Genomic DNA, 18,494 nt, shown 5'->3' on the forward strand with positions numbered 1-18,494 from the left:
ACTGGCTGATCTAATGAATACCAAGTGCCATCTTGGCGTATCTAGTCATTTTATCAATTGACCACGCCGGTTCCCATACAAATTTGACATCAACCTTTTCAATTTCAGGAACCGAAACAAGTGCACGATCCACCATGTCAGCCAAAACATCTGTCAGTGGACACCCCATTGTTGTCAAAGTCATTTGAATTTCGCACAGACCTGCTTCATTTAAGTTAATTTCATACACAAGCCCGAGATTGACAATATCGACCCCTAACTCAGGATCGATCACATCTTCCAATTTTTCAAGTATTTCATTTTTTATTGTTTCTTGATCCCTTTGATTTTCCATGGAAAATCCTCCTAAATATTTCTCTTAAATTTTATGCCAGATAATCAGCAAACTTATCTGCCATTTCGACTGTTGTTTCATATGATACCTTATGTGTTGCACCTTGGGTAGTAGTAAATGTCACATTTTTTGCATACGAATGATTTCTTATTTGCTCAAAAAAAGATTTTGTTGGCTGGTATGGCACTGTCGCGTCATTAGTTCCATGCCAAAAATGAATTGGACGCGAGTTGATTTTTTGAGGATTTAGCGAAAGATCCATGACCTCTAAAGACTTGATCTGATCTTCCACATAATTCGGATTGATCTCTTCCATCCCTGGTATTGCATGTAACAGTTGGCGCGCAAATGAGCTGGGTGCTGGGGATCCCATCAGACAGACTGCAGCTGTTATCTGCGGATAAACACGCAGCAATGCACAGGTAGTGATTCCCCCCATTGAAAGTCCACTAACTCCGATTTTTTCACTCTTAATTCCAAATTTGTTGCGATAATAAGTTAGCAAATCTGGAAATTCTTTAATTGAATTAACAATTATTTTCCAAAACTCGAGTTTGTGTTCTGAAGCTTTCCCTGAAACCAGGCGCTCGCCATGGTAGAGTGCATCCGGTAAGACCACTCTGAATCCTCTTTTAGCTATCTCGTATCCCTGCGTTAACACTTTTTCCTTGCACCCCGTCCAACCATGATAAAAAAATACCAGCGGCAACACATCTTCTTTCTTATCTGACTGGACAAGCTCCAAGACAGGAATTTTCTTTATTTCTTTTGACGTAATTGTAATCATGCTGTCGCCCCCATAATAGTATGGTAACATTATACAACGACATTAAAGGCAAACTCTAGTAAATAACTTGCTTTTATGGTATCTTAAATCCTATGAATTCTTCTTAATATGAGGTGAACTAACGTGCAACAGAAATTAATAGCATTAGATTTAGATGGAACTACATTAAATGAACACTCTCTTATTAGTCAAAAAACAAAAAAAGTTCTGCAGAAAGCAAGTCGTGCCGGTCATATCGTTTCAATCGTTACAGGCCGCCCATATCGCATATCAAAATATATCTACGATGATTTGAATATAAAAACTCCCATGATCAATTTTAATGGCGGCTTAGGACATATTCCGCATCAAAACTGGGACAAAGAATACCAAAAAACTTTCCCTCGCGAAATTGCACTTGACTTGCTAAAAAATATGGATAATTTTGGAATCAAACTGATGGCTGCTGAAAAAAAATCAATGATCTTAGCCAGCAATCCGCATGCTGTCGTTGATGACTTCTTTCCAGTACCACTCAGTTCTGAACAGGTACTAAATCAGCAGAATTTAAAATCTGATCCTACTTCATTAACGATCTTAGTTGATGATAAAAAGAAGGATAAAATTATCCAGCATTTAGAGCAAGTCTACGGTTCAAGCGTCGAAGTTGGTGTTTGGGGCGGAGTTAATCCTGTTCTCGAGCTTGAACCCAAGGGTGTGAACAAAGCCGTTGGAATCAAGCATTTGGCTGATAATTTTAAAATTGACCGCAGTAATATTGTTGCCTTCGGTGATGAACATAACGATCGTGAAATGATTGATTATGCTGGTTGGGGTGTCGTAATGAATAATGGTACTGATGAATTGAAAAAAATAGCAAATGATGTCACAGCTAAGGATAACACTCAAGATGGTTTAGCAGCTTACCTTGAAAACTATTTAAAATTGGCCGAATAAAAAATTTGCTTATTATTAGACCGAACCTATTAGAGATACGCAACATAAAATAGCCTAAGAACGAGATCATTTCAACCTCGACCTTAAGCTTTTTTATTTTTCTGTTATTTTAAATAAAAAAACATTCTACAGCCCTAAATCACAACCCAACATGTCCTCATAGGTTTCACGTCGAATAATTAGTTTATCCACGCCATTTTCGCAAAAAACAACGGCTGGACGAGGATTACGATTATAGTTGCTAGCCATTGTATAGCCATATGCTCCAGTTGATGGAATGGCCAGAATATCCCCAGGATGTGTTATTGGAAGTGGTGCATCGCGCACTAAGATATCGCCAGATTCGCAATACTTACCAACAACTGTTACGATTTGTTCCTGCAAAGCTTGAGGCTTATTAGCTAACCACGCTTCATATTTTGCCTGATATAATGCAGGACGAATATTGTCACCCATCCCACCGTCAACAGAAACAAAATGACACACCCCTTCAACGTCTTTGCGCGAACCAACCGTATAAAGGGTAGCCGCTGCTTCACCTGCTAAGGAACGTCCTGGTTCAATCCAAATTTCCGGCATTTTCAAACCGAGATCAGCTACTTTTCTTTTAACAGCTGCAATGATTTTCTCAGCAAAAGCTTCAGGTGGAAGTGGTTTATCCTGCTCAGTGTAGCGGGTTCCAAAACCCCCACCCAAATTAAGTACCTCAGCTTCAAAAGCATATTTTTCATGCCATTCATTCAGTAAAGAGACCATTTTTTCAACCGCCATCACAAAACCTTTGGCAGAAAAAATCTGTGATCCAATATGACAATGGATTCCTTTAACATTCATACGCGGATTTTCAATAAGTTGCTTGAGAGCTTTTTCAGACTGTCCACTATGAACATCAAAACCAAACTTAGAATTTTCCTGTCCCGTTGAAATATATTTGTGCGTCTCTGCTTCAATTCCTGGTGCAACACGCAAAACAACAGATATCGATGTCTCTTTTTTTTGCAAAATAGCATCCAAAAATTCTATTTCTTGGAAGTTATCCACGACAATACAGCCTATTTTGGCATCAACAGCCATTTCCAATTCAGAAGGTAACTTATTATTACCATGAAACTCAATACGTTCCGGTGGCATTCCGCCCTTCAAAGCAGTATAAAGCTCGCCACCCGAAACCACATCACAACCAAGTCCCTCTTGTGCGACCAACTGGTACATTGCCATTGCTGAAAAAGCTTTGCTTGCATAAACAACACGGTATGGAACTTCAGCATCAATAAAGGCCTGTTTGAAGTGTTTTATCTTGGATTTTATCTTGGAAACATCATATGCAATTAGAGGAGTTCCATATTTTTGAGCCAGTTTAAGCGTATCAACCCCGCCAATTGCTAAATGTCCAGCTTGATTAATTTCGAATGAATCTGATAAATTTGCCAACTTCAAACATCCTCTCTCATCTTATAAATAGTCTTAAATAATAAAAAAAAGCTAGGTATCTTGCCCAGCTTGAAATCAAAAACATCTACTTCTCGTCACTCTTAAGAACGCCACCAACACTATAGCGATTCTTTTGCATTTCACTGAGAATAACGTGGACATGTTCAGCCGGTGCTCCTGTATTTTTAGAAACAGCTTTTGTAACATCCTCCACTAAGTGTTTAAGTTGTTCTTGAGAACGTCCTGCAATCAAATCAATATGTACAATCGGCATTTTACTACTCCTTTTCAAATTCAGCAGTGCGGTTAAGAATACTTAATAAGCGCACTCCAACTCTAATTACTCTATGTATATTAAACCAGATATACGATTAGAAAGCAATTAAATTTCCAACAAATAATTCAGCTATATTGAAGCTGACATTGCGTTCCAAAATCTAATTTTTAAAGCGCTTCCGCCATTTTTTATTCTACCTTTTTTTATTTAATTGCGCGGCACGTGCACTGATTTTTGCCTGTTGATCCTCATCGAAAAAGTTTCCAGCAATGTCTGATGTGTTCACAAAATTAACAAAAGCAGTGGGATCTTCCTGATTAATAATCTGCTTGAAATGATAAAGCTCGTAGCGAGTGATAACAATCATTAAAACTTGACTATCCTCACCTGAATACCCACCTTTTGATGGCATTATTGTAACCCCTCTGACCAATGACCGTCGCAAAACTGGAATAATGTTTTTAGACCTGTTCGTAACAACAAATGCAGTCAACTTCTGATGAGATGTATGAATTCCATCAATGACGCGCGTCATTGCATAGTTGGAAATAATCGTATAAAGCGCACTCTGCCAGCCAAAGAAAAAACCTGCTGTCAAAATAATGAACATATTGATTATCAACATCACAAAACCAACTGATTTGCCCGTCGTTTTGTTTATAATAACCGCAATGATATCCATGCCACCTGTTGAAAAACCGTAACGTAAAGCTGCACCAATTCCAACCCCGGTTAATACGCCGCCAAACAACCCACTCATTAGAGGATCTGGCGTAAAGCGCTGTACTGGAATTACAATAGCAAAGAATGTTGTTGAAATAATGGTGACCACACTATAATATGTAAAATTCCGACCTACTTTCAACCACCCTAAGATACCTACAGGGATATTCAGCAAAAGAATAAAGTATCCAGTATCAATTTTAATCTGAAACATTTTATTGAGGATTGACGATAAAAGCTGCGCAATTCCATTAAAACCTGAAGCAAAAATATTACCTGGTATCATAAAAAAATTCAGTCCTACAGCCAAGACAACTCCTGCCAAAACGGCAACAGCAATTCTTTTTACTTCATCCGAAATTCTAATCTCCATATTTGATCCCCCATTTTTATTGCCCATCAAACATGGGTGTGTATTATTAAAAAAAAACAATATCTACGAGTATAAGACTACTTATTAAAATACAATTTTACAAGCAATTAAACGAACTAATATGCTAAAATCATTTTAACGAACGAAAGCAAAAAAAGAAAGGAGTTTTACATTGTCTTTTAAACAAAAAGATTTTTCTGCTTGTACAAGCATCCTAGTAGGAAAAAAAGCAACGGCTGATGGTTCAACTTTCATTGCACGTAATGAAGATGCAAAGTCTGCTTGGCCGAAACATCTAGTCGTTCATCCGCATAAAGAATTTAAACAACAACAGGTCTTTGTTTCACCGGATAATCGTTTTACCATCGAATTGCCTCTGATCAGAGGCAAATATACTGCAACGCCTGAATGGACTTCCAAATTCGGCCTTTTTGAAGAAGATGGAATCAACGAATACGGGGTCGCTATGAGCGCAACTGAGAGCGCATACGCCAACGAACGCGTCCTTGGAGCGGACCCGCTGGTAAAAGATGGAATTGGTGAAGAAGCAATGGTGACCGTGACACTTCCTTACATTCACTCCGCACGTGAGGGGGTAGCTTATTTAGGTGCTATCGTTGAAAAATATGGTGCCAGTGAAACCAATGGTGTTTTGTTTTCAGATAAAAATGATGTTTGGTACATGGAGATTGCCACCGGACATTACTGGGTTGCGCAACGAATTCCTGATGATGCGTATGCAGTCGTTGCCAATCAGTTAGCTATTCAAAAAATCGATTTTGGAGATTCTTCAAATTTTATGTACGCATCTAAAATACTCAAATTTGTTCAAGAAAACAATTTAAATATTTCTCAGAACGAATTTAATTTTAGAAAAATTTTTGGCACTCAGGAACTGAGCGATGAAATTTATAGCACTCCACGTGTCTGGTATGGGCAGAAATATTTGACACCTTCATGCAAACAGGAACCCATGAGTGAGGAGCTTCCATTTATTCAGCGAGCAGACCGCTTGCTAAATAATGACGATCTTGAATATGTCCTGGCTTCACATTTTCAAGGAACAGCTTATGATCCGTTAGGAAATGATTCTCCTAACACCTCAAGAAAGTTCCGGCCAATCAGCCTAGCGAAGACACAAGAATCACATATTCTGCAAATACGGCCCGAGCTTCCACTTGAAATCAGCGGTTTGCATTGGCTTGCCATGGGTGTTACTGCTCAAAGTATCTTCGTTCCTTTTTATTCTGGAATAACTGATACTCATCCAGCTTATCAAAAAGGCGGCAGTACTTATAGTTTCGATTCAGCGTACTGGCGCTATAAATTGCTAGGGATCCTAGTTGATGCACATTACAACAAATTTGGTATGCAACTGAGTTCCCTGCAAAAAGAGCTGCGCACCCTCTTTAAAACTCGTGTACGTCAAAGTGATATTGAGGCCGAGAATCTTTCTCATCAAAAACGTGCTGCTTTTCTAACAAAAACAAGCTATGCCAATGCACAAATTGGACTTGATAAAGTAGATGATCTAATAGCTCAACTAATAACAGAATCTACTGAACTTTCGCCACTTAACTTCAAAACCGATGAAAATCTCTAATTAATATTATTTTCTGTGTTATCCAGTTTTTAATTGTGTACAATTAAAAACAACCAATAAAATCAGCTTTTAGAATGCATTACTGCAAAATCTTAAATTAGACAAAAAGACCTCGACAAAAAATATTTTGTCAAGGTCTTCCTTTTATAACCAGATTGTACTGCATTTACACTGTTTTCTTCTCTATTCGCTCAATTTGAACTGCGGCAGTCAGTTCACCTGAATTAGCACCCGTCAAACGTAACATTTGGTTAACTTCGTTAACATCTAACTTCATTTCTTCATCCATATACATTTCACTGTAACCTTTGATTTTGAAAGGCCCGATATCAGAATCAATCTTTTTATCATAGTCATGCGTATCAATATCATCAGAAACAATTAAAATACGAAAAACAGAGTCAAGTGAACAAACCCCTACACGTGAAAGTGATCCAACACCATCATCAAAGTCCAATAAAAGTTCATCATTAGAATCCTCGAGATAAGACATGATCTTTTTTCGCGCTTCTTGCGTAATTGTTAAATACATGCGAATCCCTCCATTTCTAAACATATTGTACACAATCTAGCCCCAAATGCCAAAAAATATGTTCCTGAGTATTAGCAAATATTAACTAGCTAGTCTATAATTTAGCTCAGAGGAACCTACATGAAATGAGGGATAATTCATGACTACAGCTAACATAAAAATCGATAATTTATTCTTTTTGAATAAAAATTTAATTGCTAAAAGAGATAGCACATGTATTTTGTGTGATCCTTCTATTGAGACTTTTGAAAAATTCTTTGTTTCACAAAATATTTTTGAATTTCAAGCAGTGATTATTACCCAATTATCTAAAAACAATCTGCATCTTCTCTACTCTGCTTCGCCAAAAATCGTATTTTATATGTCCCAAGAACTATTCCTATTACTTCAAAAAATGCAACGCTTCAATTTAATCCCTGCGATTTTGAACATGGGAAAAATTATTCCTTACGGCTTTCCCCAAAAAATAGGATCTTTCAAAGTTACTGCATATAAAAATGATGACTCTCTCTACGGCTCATTGGCACTTATCATCAGTGATATACAAACTAAAACTACTGTTGGCTATGCCAACATCTTTGCTCTTTATGGAGGACACAAAAAAAGAGCCAAGCAATGGCTCAAAAAAATGGCTGCATCAAATATGAAGGCATTTATCACAAGCAAGGCAATGTTCAACAATAAGCCCGCACAGCTTCCAACAAGTGAAAATGGCATTCAAAAAAATTTTTGTAAGCAACTACAGAATAAACAGTCAGCAAAACCGTTCAGCGTTTTTCTTTCACCTTGGAATCCAGAACGCCTGCACCGTTTTTATGAGACTTGCACCGCACTTGACAAAAAATTAGTTTTGCCTGCTGCAATGGCTGAACTCCTTCATTTTTTCTTTCCTGAAGATACTGTCTATTACTATGCTACAGCTGAGGTTACACAGAAACTAAGTCCTCAAAGTGGTTTTTGCGGCATTAATAAACAGCAATTGACAGAACACCCTAATGACTTTGTCTTGCAAGATAGTTTTGAGCCATGCTTCATTGACCCTAGTATCCAGAGTGATCATGGATTTCAAAATCATTCTTGGTTGGATGAAAGTAATTTTAGACATGCCGTTGAACAGCTTGACGAAAAAATGCTCGCCGATTTAAAAAGCAGATCAAACACCGCTAACATTCTGCAATGCTAGCTCTTTTAAGTTATTTAAGCCATTGTTTAAAAAAGTTTCCAACCTTCTGCCGGTAAATTTTTGGATATTCATAATAGGCCATTGCATGTCCTGTTTGAGGTGCAACCCATATTTTTTTATATGCTGTCGTTGCACGATAATTCTGATATACCATCTTAGTTGGTACAAATTTGTCAGCTCCTCCATGAATAAAGAAAATGGGGAGCTGATTTTTTTTTAGCTGTTTAACAGAACTACCTTTTTTGAAATCGAAACCGGCCTTGGCTTGTGTGAACCAACTTGCAGTCGTAATCAGTGGTTGTTTGGGAATTCCAAAACGCTGTTTCAGTTCATAGGTCAGTTCACCTTCAATACTGGAATAACCACTATCTTCAATGATTGCTTTTACTTGGTGCGGCAGGTGCTCACCACTGATCATCATAACTGTAGCCCCACCCATACTGACACCGAATAATCCGATTTGCGAGTTAGAACCATTTTTGTGAATCAGTTGTTTAATCCACTTAAGATAATCAAGCCGATCGGGCCAGCCAAAACCAATATATTTGCCTTGGCTTTGTCCTGCTCCACGATCATCTGGCGCTAAAACATTGTAACCCATCCGATGAAACATACGAAGGTAGCTCGCCATCTGAGTATGTTCTTCTTGATAGCCATGAGCTACGATGATTGTTTTATTTGTTTTATGTGCCGCTGGAATATACGTTGCTTTCAGTTTCAAATTCTGACCAGCAGAAGTTTCATCCCACAATTGTTTATCAGTCTTAGCAAGCCATTTTTTATCAATTTTCAACTGTACTTTCTTTTTGGAGGCCATTGTGCCGTTAAGCGGTTTTTGCGGTTCAAAAGCAAAATAATACAAATAAGCACTTGCACCCGTAATCCCAACGATTAAGACAACGAGCAAGGCAATCAAACTATAAACAAAAAATTTCTGCTTTCTTTTAAACAAGCTACACTCTCCTATACTATTACTCAAAAATAGATTGCGACAAAACTGTTGTTTGTCACAATCCTTTGATTTCTAATAAAATATTTGACTCAAGCTGCACAGATTTATTACCTTTAAGCTACTTTTATCTCAATTAATTTCAAACACTGTATAATTGGATTACATGTCACAAAATTGGAGATAACAGACGTGAAAAATATTGTTTGAATTTAAGCCAAAGTGACTGTTGCTTGAAATATTCAGCTGTAAGTTTAGTACATTCTTTTTGATCTTTTTCAAAAATTTCGGCTAATTGTTCACTAACTTCTGTATCATATATGAAAGCATTCGACTCAAAATTCAGTTTAAAACTTCGATAGTCCATATTAGCAGAACCAACCGCCGCTATTTTCCCATCAACGACCAGTGTTTTTGAATGCAGAAAGCCCTTATTATATTTATAGATTTCTACCCCAGCGTCCACCAATGATTTTGCATAAAACTGCGTAGCACGATAAACAAATGCGTGGTCAGGCATTGATGGTATCATTACCCTAACCTTGATTCCAGAAAAGGCTGCAATACTAAGTGCCTCTAAAAGAGAATCATCTGGTATAAGATATGGTGTTTGGATCAACACATAATCTGTTGCATTGTTAATCATTTTTATGTAACCAAGCTTGATGTTTTCGACTTCACTGTCGGGACCACTCGAAACAATCTGTATACTTGCTTTTCCTTGCCCAGGTGCGAGTGGAAAATAATTTTCCTTATAACCAATATGCTGTTCCTTGACAGTTGCATTCCAATCCATAAAAAAACGCGATTGCATTGCAATAACTGCATTGCCTGTAATTTTAATATGTGTATCTCTCCAATGACCGAACTTCGGACTGCGACCGAGATACTGGTCACCAACATTGAATCCTCCAATATAACCAATACGACCGTCAATTATTACTAATTTACGGTGATCACGATAATTTAAACGAAAATTAGGGAACGATCTGCGTGATCCAAAGAAAGGTTCAGCTCGACCGCCAAGTTCTTCTAAACGTGCAAAAAAGCGATGTGTTGTCCCACGTGAACCAAAACTATCATAGATAACACGAACCTCGACACCTTCAGCTGCTTTCTCTTCCAATATGGTTCGCAACTCATTACCAATTTGATCATTGTAAAATGTATAATATTCGACATGAACATGATTTTTAGCCGCTCTGATGTCTTCGAAAAGTGCTTTGAATTTCGCATACCCGTCATCGAATATTTTAATATGATTGTGTTTCGTTAAAATTGCGTTATCTGTCTCCAGGAAAAGATGAACCATTTCTCCCGCAGTGTCAGTTATTTCATCCGCTGGCAGTAGTTCTTTTTCACGCCATTGTTCTTTTTGCAGCGAAACCAGCTGTTCAATCCCCATCCGTTCCTGGGTTTTAATATCGTAAATTTTGTCCCGCGAAATCTTCTTACCAACAAAAAGATACAATATAAAACCAATAATTGGAAGAAAGGTCAGCACTAGCAGCCAAGCCCACGTTGCAGAAATGTCTCTTTTTTCCTTGAAAACAGTAAAAACAGCCGCGATAATATTGATTATCCAAACTATTCTGATTATCAAACCCACTAATTCCAAAAACGACACCGCCTTCTTGTTAATTATTACATCTTAACGCCTAATTTGAGCACTCAACAAGAAGTGTACACTTTCTTCTATCATTTGTCATCGACCGAATTGTCAACCCCAAACCATTTTTCACTTATTTTCTTCATAGTTTGATCTTGATACAATTCATGCAAAGCATTATTTATTTTTCTTTGCAGTGTCTTATCACCTTTTCGCATCCCAACCGCAAAATCTTCTTTGGGGAAACCAATCGGGAATTTACGATAAGTAGAAGCATCTACCTGATGCTTAATATAATAATTAGCGTAAACACTATCGATCAATAGGCCCTGTATTCGACCAGCATTCAAATCTAAGAAAGCATTGTTGAATGTATCATACTGAACCGAACTTTTTACATATTGCCTTAAAAGCTTGGGGGTGTCCATATAAGATTGATACCCCGAGGAACCGCTTTGCAGTCCCAATATTTTTCCATTCATATTCGAAGCTTGCTTAATACCTTCATTTTTTTTAGTTACCAGTATTTGTTCATTCTTCAAGTATGTGTTGCTGAAAGCAACCGTTCGAGCTCGAGCTGGTGACTTTGTGTATCCATTCCAAATCAGATCGATTGTACCATTCCGTAATTCAGTTTCCTTCATTGACCAATCGATTGTTTGAAAATCAACGTTTATTCCATACTTTTTAAAAACTGCACGCGCTAAATCTATGTCATAGCCAACAAGCTTTCCATTCTTTTCACGAAAACCCATTGGGACAAAACTATCATCCAAACCAACAATAACTTTGTTTCGTTTCTTAATTGTTGACCAAGTATCAGTAGTATTAGCCCTTTTTTTAACATTCGTGCATCCAGAAAGCATTACGGTAGTTGCCAGCAGAATTATTACGCTAAGCAAAGTGAACCTTACCATACTTTTTTTCACAGTAACCTCTCCCTCGTATATGGCTTTTCCTAACTGCGCGAAGGCTTAACCTTCAAAATACTATCAGCAATTTGTTTAGCAAACTCCATATCATGTGTCACAACAATCTGTGTCATACCACTTTTTTTAAGATCCAAAATAATGTTTTTTACGGTATCACGCAGACCTGGATCTAAGGCTGAAGTTGGCTCATCATAACAAAGAATTTGGGGTTTCATAGCCATTGCACGTGCAATAGCCACACGTTGTTTTTGACCACCCGACAATTGATATGGATACAAATCAGCTTTATCCGTAAGTGAGAGCCCGTCCAACAGCTGCATTGCCTCTTTTTTTGCTACAACTTCCTTCTTTTTTAATACCATAGTAGGTGCCAAAGTGATGTTATCAAGTACTTTTAAATGTGGAAAAAGCTGATATTCCTGAAAAACAACACCAATAACCGAATCATTATTTTGATTACTGTATGGATCAAATTCTTTTCCATCAATTAAAATCTGGCCACCATCAATTTTTTCAAGACCGCTAATACACCTCAAAAGTGTTGTCTTGCCCGCGCCTGACTCGCCCACAATACACATAATTTTCCCATTTTTGACAGTCATATTCACACGATTCAAAATCACACGTTTATTATATTCTTTGGAAATATTTTTTAACTCTAACATATGATCCCCCTCTTACTTCCAGTAACTATAATGTTGTTCAAGTTTGCGCAAAATAAATGTTAAAACAGCTGTCATCAACAGGTAAATAACACCAACTAAAATTAATGGAACTAAAGTTACATCACGGCTGGTTGCGACATTTCCGGCACGAAGAAGATCACCTAGGCCAATAACATAAACTAAACTAGAGTCTTTGACCAAATTGATTACTTCATTTCCTATTGACGGAAGAACAATTTTCAAAACTTGTGGTGTTATTACTTTGCGCACTGTTTGCCAATAAGATAAACGCAAAACCTTGGCGCTCTCATACTGACCACGATCGATCGATTGCAAACCACCTCGAAAAATTTCAGCAAAATACGCGGTGTAGTTGAGAATAAAGGCAAATAAAGCAGCATCATAACGCTGTAGAGTCAATGCTCCATTGCCAATTAGCGGAAGCCCATAGAACACAAAAATTAATTGCAGCAATAAAGGTGTACCACGCATCAACCAGACATAAAATTTTAAAACAGCTTTTAATGGAACTAAACGAGACGTTAGACCTAAACCAACAATCAATCCCAGCGGAACTGAGCCAATAATGGTCCATAAAAATATTTTTAAAGTTAACTGTGCTCCTTCAAGCAACGAAGGAAGTATTTCAAGAATATATGACATTTTACTACCACTCCTTTTTAAAATATAACAATAAAAAAACCCTCTTAGACTCCATCTCGTCTAAGAGGGCGTGTATTGCGCGGTTCCACCTCATATATGCCAGTTTTTCACAAAACTTGACCTTATTGAGTCCTTTTCAAGACTCAGAAGATAACGGTTTCCCCGAACAAACCTAATAATCAATTCAGTTTGTCAACTCACAGATGTGGTTCACCTACGATCGATTTGTCTTTTCACCAACCAGACAATCTCTTACATCAGATCATAAACTACTCTTCTATTCATCGTTATTATTCTATAACTAACCAACTAAAAATAGCATCAAATTTTAATTCTGTCAATACAGTTAATTTTTCTTAAACCATGAACTGATCCGTTGAATAAGGCCCTTTTTTTCTTCTGAATCAAGATTCATCAACGGAACTGTTTCTCCCAGAAGTCTTCGTGCAATGTTCCGATATCCTTGTGCTGCTAAATTTTTTTCATTAAGAACTATCGGTTCACCCTTATTAGACGTACTGATAACCTGATCATCATCAAAGACGATTCCTAAAAGTTTAATTGACAAATGACGTGTTATCTCATCAACATCCATAACCTGTCCATCATTCATCATATGTGTTCGTATTCGGTTAATAATCAGCATTGGTGGCTCATCGAGGCTTTCTTTTTCTAACAAACCTATTACACGATCCGCATCACGTACAGCCGATATTTCAGGAGTTGAAACGACAATTGCAGCATCTGCACCGGCGACCGCATTGATAAAACCTTGTTCAATTCCAGCAGGACAGTCAATCAAAACATAGTCAAAATCAGGTTTCAATTCATCTACAATGTCTTTAACCTCTTCAGGTTTCAATACTGATTTATCTGCATTTTGTGCCGCAGGAAGTAAAAAAAGTTTTTCATCAAAGCGCTTATCTTTGATCAAAGCCTGATGCAGCTTCGCTCTCCCCTGAACAACATCCACGATATCATAAATAATACGATTATCAAGTCCGAGAATAACATCCAAATTACGTAAACCAATATCTAAATCCAATAAGCAGACTTTCTTGTCAGCTAAAGCCAAAGCTGTCCCTAGATTAGCTGAAGTTGTTGTTTTACCCACCCCACCTTTTCCTGAAGTAATAACAATTGCTTTTCCCATCTCAATAACCCCCCATTCGCGTAAATAGTTTTGGCCTGATCATCTTTACTTTTGCACGCTCGGTATACGCTAATACGTGGAGATCGTTCACAAAAACGACTGTCTCAGCACTATCTTCAATTTGATTTTCTTCAAGAATATCAACCACATCAGCTATCCTAACTTGTTGTGTAGCATGAATATTTCCTATAATGATCGCCTCTGCATCATTTGGAAAACCAGCATGGATAATGCCCTCATTTTTCCCAAAAGTAAATACATTGCCGCTGGCTCTTAAAATTCCGCCTTGATGCAAATCACCGACAAACAGTACATCGCCCTTTATATTTTCAACCTGACCGTTCCTAATCGTATTGGCATTCAAATGCACCGTACGGTTCTCAATCATTTCTAATGCATCCTGAATCTGCATCACACTGGATGTAAATCTATGTATTGAAAACAGAGGATATTGGCTCACAATTTTTTCAACTTCTTGTTTTTGTTCAGCATCCAGTAAACGCGTGCCTGTACTGATATCAAAAGAGAGTGACTTAGCCTCGCTCTTCTCTTTTTCCAGCTGCAATTCAGCAAATAACTTACTTAGGTCAATCAAGATAGCCTTAAAATCAGCATCAGCATTTAAGGTTATTTCATAGCCGTCTTTATATCCCTTCAACACAACATTCTGCATTAGTCAGACTCTCCTTATTTTGAGAAGGATTCAAAAAAACGCTGTAAAGGAAAATACAATAACACGAACACTGCAAGATTATATGCAAGTGTCGAGCCCAATGATAGTCCAATAAACCCAGCCATCGAAACATTAGTGAATCCTATCAACAAATTGATCCAGTAAAACATAACAGTCGCAACTGTTACGTCTATCAGATATATTAATAGTACCACAATAAATGATGGTGTAAAAAATCTATACATTAGTTTCGTTAAATACATGATCAAAGGCAATATTACAACAAAAACACCAATGATCCCTGTATAATACAGGTCGAAAACCAACCCCGCAAGGATTGACCATACTAATATATGATCAATTTTTCCAAAACAGACGGCCATGACGATCCACAACAGAACCAGCCTGCTTTCAATTGCTAAGGTCGATGTAAACATTGCTCCGGCAAATGCTTGACTAAGCGCACCATCAAGAAAAAGGGCAACGAACAAACCTAATGGGAAAAAATACCGCATTCTTGAAATTCGCATTTACATTACACCCTCTAATCAACTCTTTTTGCAACTGTGACAACATCTAAATCTGTAAAATCAGCAGCTGGTTTCACATAAACTTTGGAAGCCAAGCCATAATCATCTTCTTCAACTTTAGCAACAGTCCCAACGTATAAGCCCTTCGGTGAATTACCACCTAGACCGGATGTAATGACCTTATCGCCCTTTTCCATCCCTGTTTTAACTGTTATCTGCCCCATAACCAAGTAATTTGAAGTTGCATTGTAACCAGTTATCAAGCCATTGACCACTTTGTTGTTTTTGGTCATTACCTGTGTTGCAAAGCGATTAGCAGAATCATTCGTTGTACTCAGCAATTCAACCTTGCTGTTTGTTTTGTTGACTTCGGTAATTCTTCCAACCAAACCTTTCTTTGACATGACAGCTGCATTTTTCTTGATACCTGAAAGAGATCCTTTGCTAATAACTACTTGATTCTGCCAAGCTGAAGGACTTCGAGTTAATACAGAAGCCGAAATTTTTTCATAATCAGTTAATGTTTTATTAAGTTTAAGTTGTTCTTTCAATTTTTTGTTTTCTCTTTTTAGAGTCTGGTCTTTAACCTTTTCAGACGCTAGGCTATCAACCTGACTTTTCAATCGCTGATTCTCACTATAAGTATTCATGAGATCCGAAAAAGAACCCATAGCACTTTTCAACCCATTCGCTGGGTAAGCGATCACTCGATCAGCCATTCCAGCCGCATCATTTCCCACCTGCTGAACCAATGGAGGTGTCGCTTTGTTATTACGCACAGTAATTGAGAAAGCTACTAGAACAAAACTAATTATCAGTACAACCAATACAATAATAAGTCTTTTGTTGAAAAAAAATCTTTGCATAATTTCCTCCATAAAAACGAAAGCCGCATCATAACTAAAAGGCTGGACGACTAAATCCCAACCTCTCAATACGATACGCCTTTAATCGTCTATATTATCTTTTTTTCATTACATCAATACTCTTCAATGATTCACCTGTACCAATAGCGACGCAATCCAAAGGTTCAGACGCGATAAACACGGGTACTTTTGTTGCTTCTGAAATCACCTCAGTTAAGTGACGCAACTGAGCTCCGCCACCTGTGAGCACGATACCATGATCAATAACATCAGCAGCAATCTCTGGTGAAGTCTCTTCCAAAGTTTCTTTGATTGCTGAAATAATTTCATCAACAACTTCTTGAATTGCTTTTGCAACATCCGTTGCTTTAATGTCAATTGTTTTAGGCAATCCTGTCACCAAATCGCGCCCACGGATTGTCTGATCATCTAATTCTTCTGCCAGTTCGATAGAAGCTGATGCAACATCAATCTTCAACTGTTCAGCGGTTCTTTCCCCAATCAACAGGTTATGATGCTGACGAACATAATAGATAATCGATTCATCAATTTTATCTCCAGCCATTCTTATTGATCTACTTGACACAATGCCGCCTAAAGAAATTGTTGCAACATCCGTCGTTCCACCACCAATATCGACAACCATGCTACCTGTAGGGTCCATAACAGGCAACCCCGCACCGATTGCAGCAGCAAATGGTTCCTCAATCACGTAGGCATCCTTTGCTCCAGCAACCCGTGTAGCATCGATCACTGCTCTTTTTTCTACTTCTGTGACACCGCTTGGCACACATACCATCACGTATGGTTTTCCTGTCTTATGGCCCAATGCCTTGTCAATGTAATACTTCATCATTGCAACGGTAGTATCATAATCTGCAATAACACCATCTTTCATTGGTCGGATAGCAACAATACTTGCGGGTGTGCGCCCGATCATAGCACGTGCTTCTGAACCAACAGAAACTATTTCTCCAGTTTTTGTGTTTTTTGCCACGACTGATGGTTCACGCAGTACGATTCCTTTGCCGTCAGCATAAACAATCGTATTTGCGGTTCCCAAGTCGATCCCAATGTTTTTCGTCCCGATTCCGAACACTTTTTTTCATCCCTTCACATTTGCCTCAGTAAAATGACGCTCTAATCCGTAATACCCGTATTATATCATAATTATGCAATGCCGTTTAGACAAATTGCAATACGTCTTTTAGCATACAAGACCTGCTTCAAAAAAGCTCACATATTTGTAATTCTTAATTAATTATTAATTAAGAATCAACTGACAGGAATCACATTAACAGCCTGCGGTCCGCGTTTTCCTTGTGCAATCATGAAATTAACTTTTTGATCAACCTCTAAAGCCTTGTAACCGCTAATTTTAATCGCAGTATAATGGACAAAAATATCGTCTTTTCCATTTTCAGGCGTAATAAAACCGTAACCATTTTTGCTATCAAAAAAATGGACTTTTCCCATGAGCATCTGTAGCACATCTCCTATAAATTTCAACTAAAATGAGTGTATCATAAATTTTAAAGCAACGAAAGAAACTAAAAAAACAAACTTTTTTTAATGAATTATTTTCTCTTCACGCATACTAAAATACGATGTAGAACCAACAATAATATGGTCCAAAAATGCTACCCCGAGAATCTTACTACTGTGCTCCATCCTTTTTGTTAATTTCAAATCATTTTCTGAAGGTGTCGTAACACCGCTTGGATGATTATGGACAATTATTAAACATGCGGCAGAATAACGAAATGCAAACTTAAAGATCTCCCGAGGATGGACAGTTGCAGCGTCAAGTGTACCCTTGAAGATAATTTTTCTAGCCAAGACTTGATTCTTAGTATCAAGCAAAATCACAACCAAAACCTCTTGTTCAAACATTCCAATTTCATCAATCATCTGTTCACCAATTCCCTGACTTGAATAAATTTTTCCCAAAGTCAGCTTAGGCCTTCGCTCCAAACGCTGTGCAAATTCACACAATACCTTAGCATAGGCAACATTTTCTTTGCTTTTTAATAAACATTTCCATTCTTCATCCGAGAAATACTTTAACTGGCGTAGGTCAGAATACTCATCCAATTCTGCAGTTTTAGGGTTTATTTTTTTATTTCCAAACACTTCTCTAAAAATAACTGCTAGCACTTCATGATCACTTAAAGACTCCGCACCAAATTTTTGCACTCTTTTTATTAATTCCTGTATCGTAATCTTGTTTGTTAATGTCACCTAAATCCCCCCTGACGTAAAATACGCTAGTCAG

The 18,494-nt window shown here is 37.7% G+C and carries 21 protein-coding genes and 1 other annotated feature; of the genes, 3 read left to right on the forward strand and 18 right to left on the reverse strand.

Going from position 1 to position 18,494, the window contains the following annotated elements:
- Positions 1 to 10: 10 nt before the first annotated feature.
- Both FD20_RS00520 and FD20_RS00525 read right to left on the reverse strand, forming a co-directional pair.
- Positions 11 to 334 (reverse strand): metal-sulfur cluster assembly factor, encoded by a 324-nt coding sequence (locus FD20_RS00520; protein WP_057735551.1) that lies wholly within the window; start codon positions 332 to 334, stop codon positions 11 to 13.
- A gap of 31 nt (positions 335 to 365) precedes the next feature.
- On the reverse strand, positions 366 to 1,121 hold the full coding sequence (locus FD20_RS00525; RefSeq protein WP_057735552.1) for an alpha/beta fold hydrolase: 756 nt from the start codon (positions 1,119 to 1,121) through the stop codon (positions 366 to 368).
- Positions 1,122 to 1,244: 123 nt separating this feature from the next.
- On the opposite strand from FD20_RS00525, the gene FD20_RS00530 reads away from it, so the two are divergent.
- Positions 1,245 to 2,057, forward strand: a complete 813-nt coding sequence (locus tag FD20_RS00530) for a Cof-type HAD-IIB family hydrolase (protein WP_057735553.1) — start codon at positions 1,245 to 1,247, stop codon at positions 2,055 to 2,057.
- Between the two features lie 126 nt (positions 2,058 to 2,183).
- Here FD20_RS00530 and lysA read toward each other — a convergent pair whose 3' ends face one another.
- The 3 genes from lysA to FD20_RS00545 form a co-directional block, all read right to left on the reverse strand.
- Positions 2,184 to 3,488 carry a diaminopimelate decarboxylase gene (gene lysA / locus FD20_RS00535; RefSeq protein ID WP_057735554.1) on the reverse strand — a complete coding sequence of 435 codons (1,305 nt, stop codon included), beginning with the start codon at positions 3,486 to 3,488 and terminating at the stop codon, positions 2,184 to 2,186.
- A gap of 85 nt (positions 3,489 to 3,573) precedes the next feature.
- Positions 3,574 to 3,780, reverse strand: a complete 207-nt coding sequence (locus tag FD20_RS00540; RefSeq protein ID WP_268871927.1) for a 2-hydroxymuconate tautomerase — start codon at positions 3,778 to 3,780, stop codon at positions 3,574 to 3,576.
- A 178-nt stretch (positions 3,781 to 3,958) separates the two neighbouring features.
- Positions 3,959 to 4,861 (reverse strand): YitT family protein, encoded by a 903-nt coding sequence (locus tag FD20_RS00545; protein WP_057735556.1) that lies wholly within the window; start codon positions 4,859 to 4,861, stop codon positions 3,959 to 3,961.
- 172 nt (positions 4,862 to 5,033) lie between these two features.
- Here FD20_RS00545 and FD20_RS00550 point away from each other — a divergent pair, with 172 nt between their 5' ends.
- Positions 5,034 to 6,464 (forward strand): C69 family dipeptidase, encoded by a 1,431-nt coding sequence (locus tag FD20_RS00550; RefSeq protein ID WP_057735557.1) that lies wholly within the window; start codon positions 5,034 to 5,036, stop codon positions 6,462 to 6,464.
- A 166-nt stretch (positions 6,465 to 6,630) separates the two neighbouring features.
- Here the strand turns inward: FD20_RS00550 and FD20_RS00555 are convergent, their stop codons facing one another.
- Positions 6,631 to 6,996, reverse strand: a complete 366-nt coding sequence (locus FD20_RS00555; protein WP_057735558.1) for an iron-sulfur cluster biosynthesis family protein — start codon at positions 6,994 to 6,996, stop codon at positions 6,631 to 6,633.
- A 139-nt stretch (positions 6,997 to 7,135) separates the two neighbouring features.
- Between FD20_RS00555 and FD20_RS00560 the strand changes: the two genes are divergently transcribed.
- The gene (locus FD20_RS00560; RefSeq protein WP_057735559.1) at positions 7,136 to 8,179 is read left to right on the forward strand and encodes an MBL fold metallo-hydrolase; all 1,044 of its coding nucleotides are present in this window, start codon (positions 7,136 to 7,138) and stop codon (positions 8,177 to 8,179) included.
- A 10-nt stretch (positions 8,180 to 8,189) separates the two neighbouring features.
- On the opposite strand, the gene FD20_RS00565 is transcribed toward FD20_RS00560, so the two are convergent.
- From FD20_RS00565 to FD20_RS00620, 12 genes are all read right to left on the reverse strand, one after another.
- Positions 8,190 to 9,131, reverse strand: a complete 942-nt coding sequence (locus FD20_RS00565) for an alpha/beta hydrolase (protein ID WP_057735560.1) — start codon at positions 9,129 to 9,131, stop codon at positions 8,190 to 8,192.
- A gap of 166 nt (positions 9,132 to 9,297) precedes the next feature.
- Complete coding sequence (cls, locus tag FD20_RS00570) at positions 9,298 to 10,746, reverse strand: cardiolipin synthase (protein ID WP_057735561.1); 1,449 nt, start codon at positions 10,744 to 10,746, stop codon at positions 9,298 to 9,300.
- An 80-nt stretch (positions 10,747 to 10,826) separates the two neighbouring features.
- Positions 10,827 to 11,666 carry an amino acid ABC transporter substrate-binding protein gene (locus FD20_RS00575; protein WP_057735562.1) on the reverse strand — a complete coding sequence of 280 codons (840 nt, stop codon included), beginning with the start codon at positions 11,664 to 11,666 and terminating at the stop codon, positions 10,827 to 10,829.
- Between the two features lie 29 nt (positions 11,667 to 11,695).
- The gene (locus tag FD20_RS00580) at positions 11,696 to 12,334 is read right to left on the reverse strand and encodes an amino acid ABC transporter ATP-binding protein (protein WP_057735563.1); all 639 of its coding nucleotides are present in this window, start codon (positions 12,332 to 12,334) and stop codon (positions 11,696 to 11,698) included.
- Positions 12,335 to 12,346: 12 nt separating this feature from the next.
- Positions 12,347 to 12,997 (reverse strand): amino acid ABC transporter permease, encoded by a 651-nt coding sequence (locus FD20_RS00585; RefSeq protein ID WP_057735564.1) that lies wholly within the window; start codon positions 12,995 to 12,997, stop codon positions 12,347 to 12,349.
- Positions 12,998 to 13,058: 61 nt separating this feature from the next.
- Positions 13,059 to 13,291: a binding site (T-box leader), on the reverse strand.
- 52 nt (positions 13,292 to 13,343) lie between these two features.
- The gene (gene minD, locus FD20_RS00590) at positions 13,344 to 14,150 is read right to left on the reverse strand and encodes a septum site-determining protein MinD (RefSeq protein WP_057735565.1); all 807 of its coding nucleotides are present in this window, start codon (positions 14,148 to 14,150) and stop codon (positions 13,344 to 13,346) included.
- Between the two features lies 1 nt (position 14,151).
- Positions 14,152 to 14,823 (reverse strand): septum site-determining protein MinC, encoded by a 672-nt coding sequence (locus tag FD20_RS00595; protein WP_057735566.1) that lies wholly within the window; start codon positions 14,821 to 14,823, stop codon positions 14,152 to 14,154.
- Positions 14,824 to 14,837: 14 nt separating this feature from the next.
- A complete protein-coding gene (gene mreD, locus FD20_RS00600; protein ID WP_057735567.1) occupies positions 14,838 to 15,353 on the reverse strand; it encodes a rod shape-determining protein MreD in 516 nt (171 codons plus the stop codon).
- 14 nt (positions 15,354 to 15,367) lie between these two features.
- A complete protein-coding gene (gene mreC, locus FD20_RS00605) occupies positions 15,368 to 16,219 on the reverse strand; it encodes a rod shape-determining protein MreC (protein WP_057735568.1) in 852 nt (283 codons plus the stop codon).
- 94 nt (positions 16,220 to 16,313) lie between these two features.
- A complete protein-coding gene (locus FD20_RS00610; protein ID WP_057735569.1) occupies positions 16,314 to 17,318 on the reverse strand; it encodes a rod shape-determining protein in 1,005 nt (334 codons plus the stop codon).
- Between the two features lie 176 nt (positions 17,319 to 17,494).
- A complete protein-coding gene (locus FD20_RS00615; RefSeq protein WP_057735570.1) occupies positions 17,495 to 17,701 on the reverse strand; it encodes a cold-shock protein in 207 nt (68 codons plus the stop codon).
- A gap of 87 nt (positions 17,702 to 17,788) precedes the next feature.
- Positions 17,789 to 18,460, reverse strand: coding sequence for a JAB domain-containing protein (locus tag FD20_RS00620; RefSeq protein ID WP_057735571.1), 672 nt, complete (start codon positions 18,458 to 18,460; stop codon positions 17,789 to 17,791).
- Between the last annotated feature and the right edge of the window lie 34 nt (positions 18,461 to 18,494).

It is taken from the genome of Liquorilactobacillus uvarum DSM 19971 (genome assembly GCF_001434935.1).
Taxonomy (GTDB): Bacteria; Bacillota; Bacilli; order Lactobacillales; family Lactobacillaceae; genus Liquorilactobacillus; species Liquorilactobacillus uvarum.

What these genes read in the sequence shown, in the direction of transcription:
- FD20_RS00520 (WP_057735551.1), bottom strand. Translation starts at nt 334, where the DNA reads ATGGAAAATCAAAGGGATCAAGAAACAATAAAAAATGAAATACTTGAA.
- FD20_RS00525 (WP_057735552.1), bottom strand. Translation starts at nt 1,121, where the DNA reads ATGATTACAATTACGTCAAAAGAAATAAAGAAAATTCCTGTCTTGGAG.
- FD20_RS00545 (WP_057735556.1), bottom strand. Translation starts at nt 4,861, where the DNA reads ATGGAGATTAGAATTTCGGATGAAGTAAAAAGAATTGCTGTTGCCGTT.
- FD20_RS00555 (WP_057735558.1), bottom strand. Translation starts at nt 6,996, where the DNA reads ATGTATTTAACAATTACGCAAGAAGCGCGAAAAAAGATCATGTCTTAT.
- FD20_RS00560 (WP_057735559.1), top strand. Translation starts at nt 7,136, where the DNA reads ATGACTACAGCTAACATAAAAATCGATAATTTATTCTTTTTGAATAAA.
- FD20_RS00580 (WP_057735563.1), bottom strand. Translation starts at nt 12,334, where the DNA reads ATGTTAGAGTTAAAAAATATTTCCAAAGAATATAATAAACGTGTGATT.
- FD20_RS00585 (WP_057735564.1), bottom strand. Translation starts at nt 12,997, where the DNA reads ATGTCATATATTCTTGAAATACTTCCTTCGTTGCTTGAAGGAGCACAG.
- minD (WP_057735565.1), bottom strand. Translation starts at nt 14,150, where the DNA reads ATGGGAAAAGCAATTGTTATTACTTCAGGAAAAGGTGGGGTGGGTAAA.
- FD20_RS00595 (WP_057735566.1), bottom strand. Translation starts at nt 14,823, where the DNA reads ATGCAGAATGTTGTGTTGAAGGGATATAAAGACGGCTATGAAATAACC.
- mreD (WP_057735567.1), bottom strand. Translation starts at nt 15,353, where the DNA reads ATGCGAATTTCAAGAATGCGGTATTTTTTCCCATTAGGTTTGTTCGTT.
- mreC (WP_057735568.1), bottom strand. Translation starts at nt 16,219, where the DNA reads ATGCAAAGATTTTTTTTCAACAAAAGACTTATTATTGTATTGGTTGTA.
- FD20_RS00615 (WP_057735570.1), bottom strand. Translation starts at nt 17,701, where the DNA reads ATGCTCATGGGAAAAGTCCATTTTTTTGATAGCAAAAATGGTTACGGT.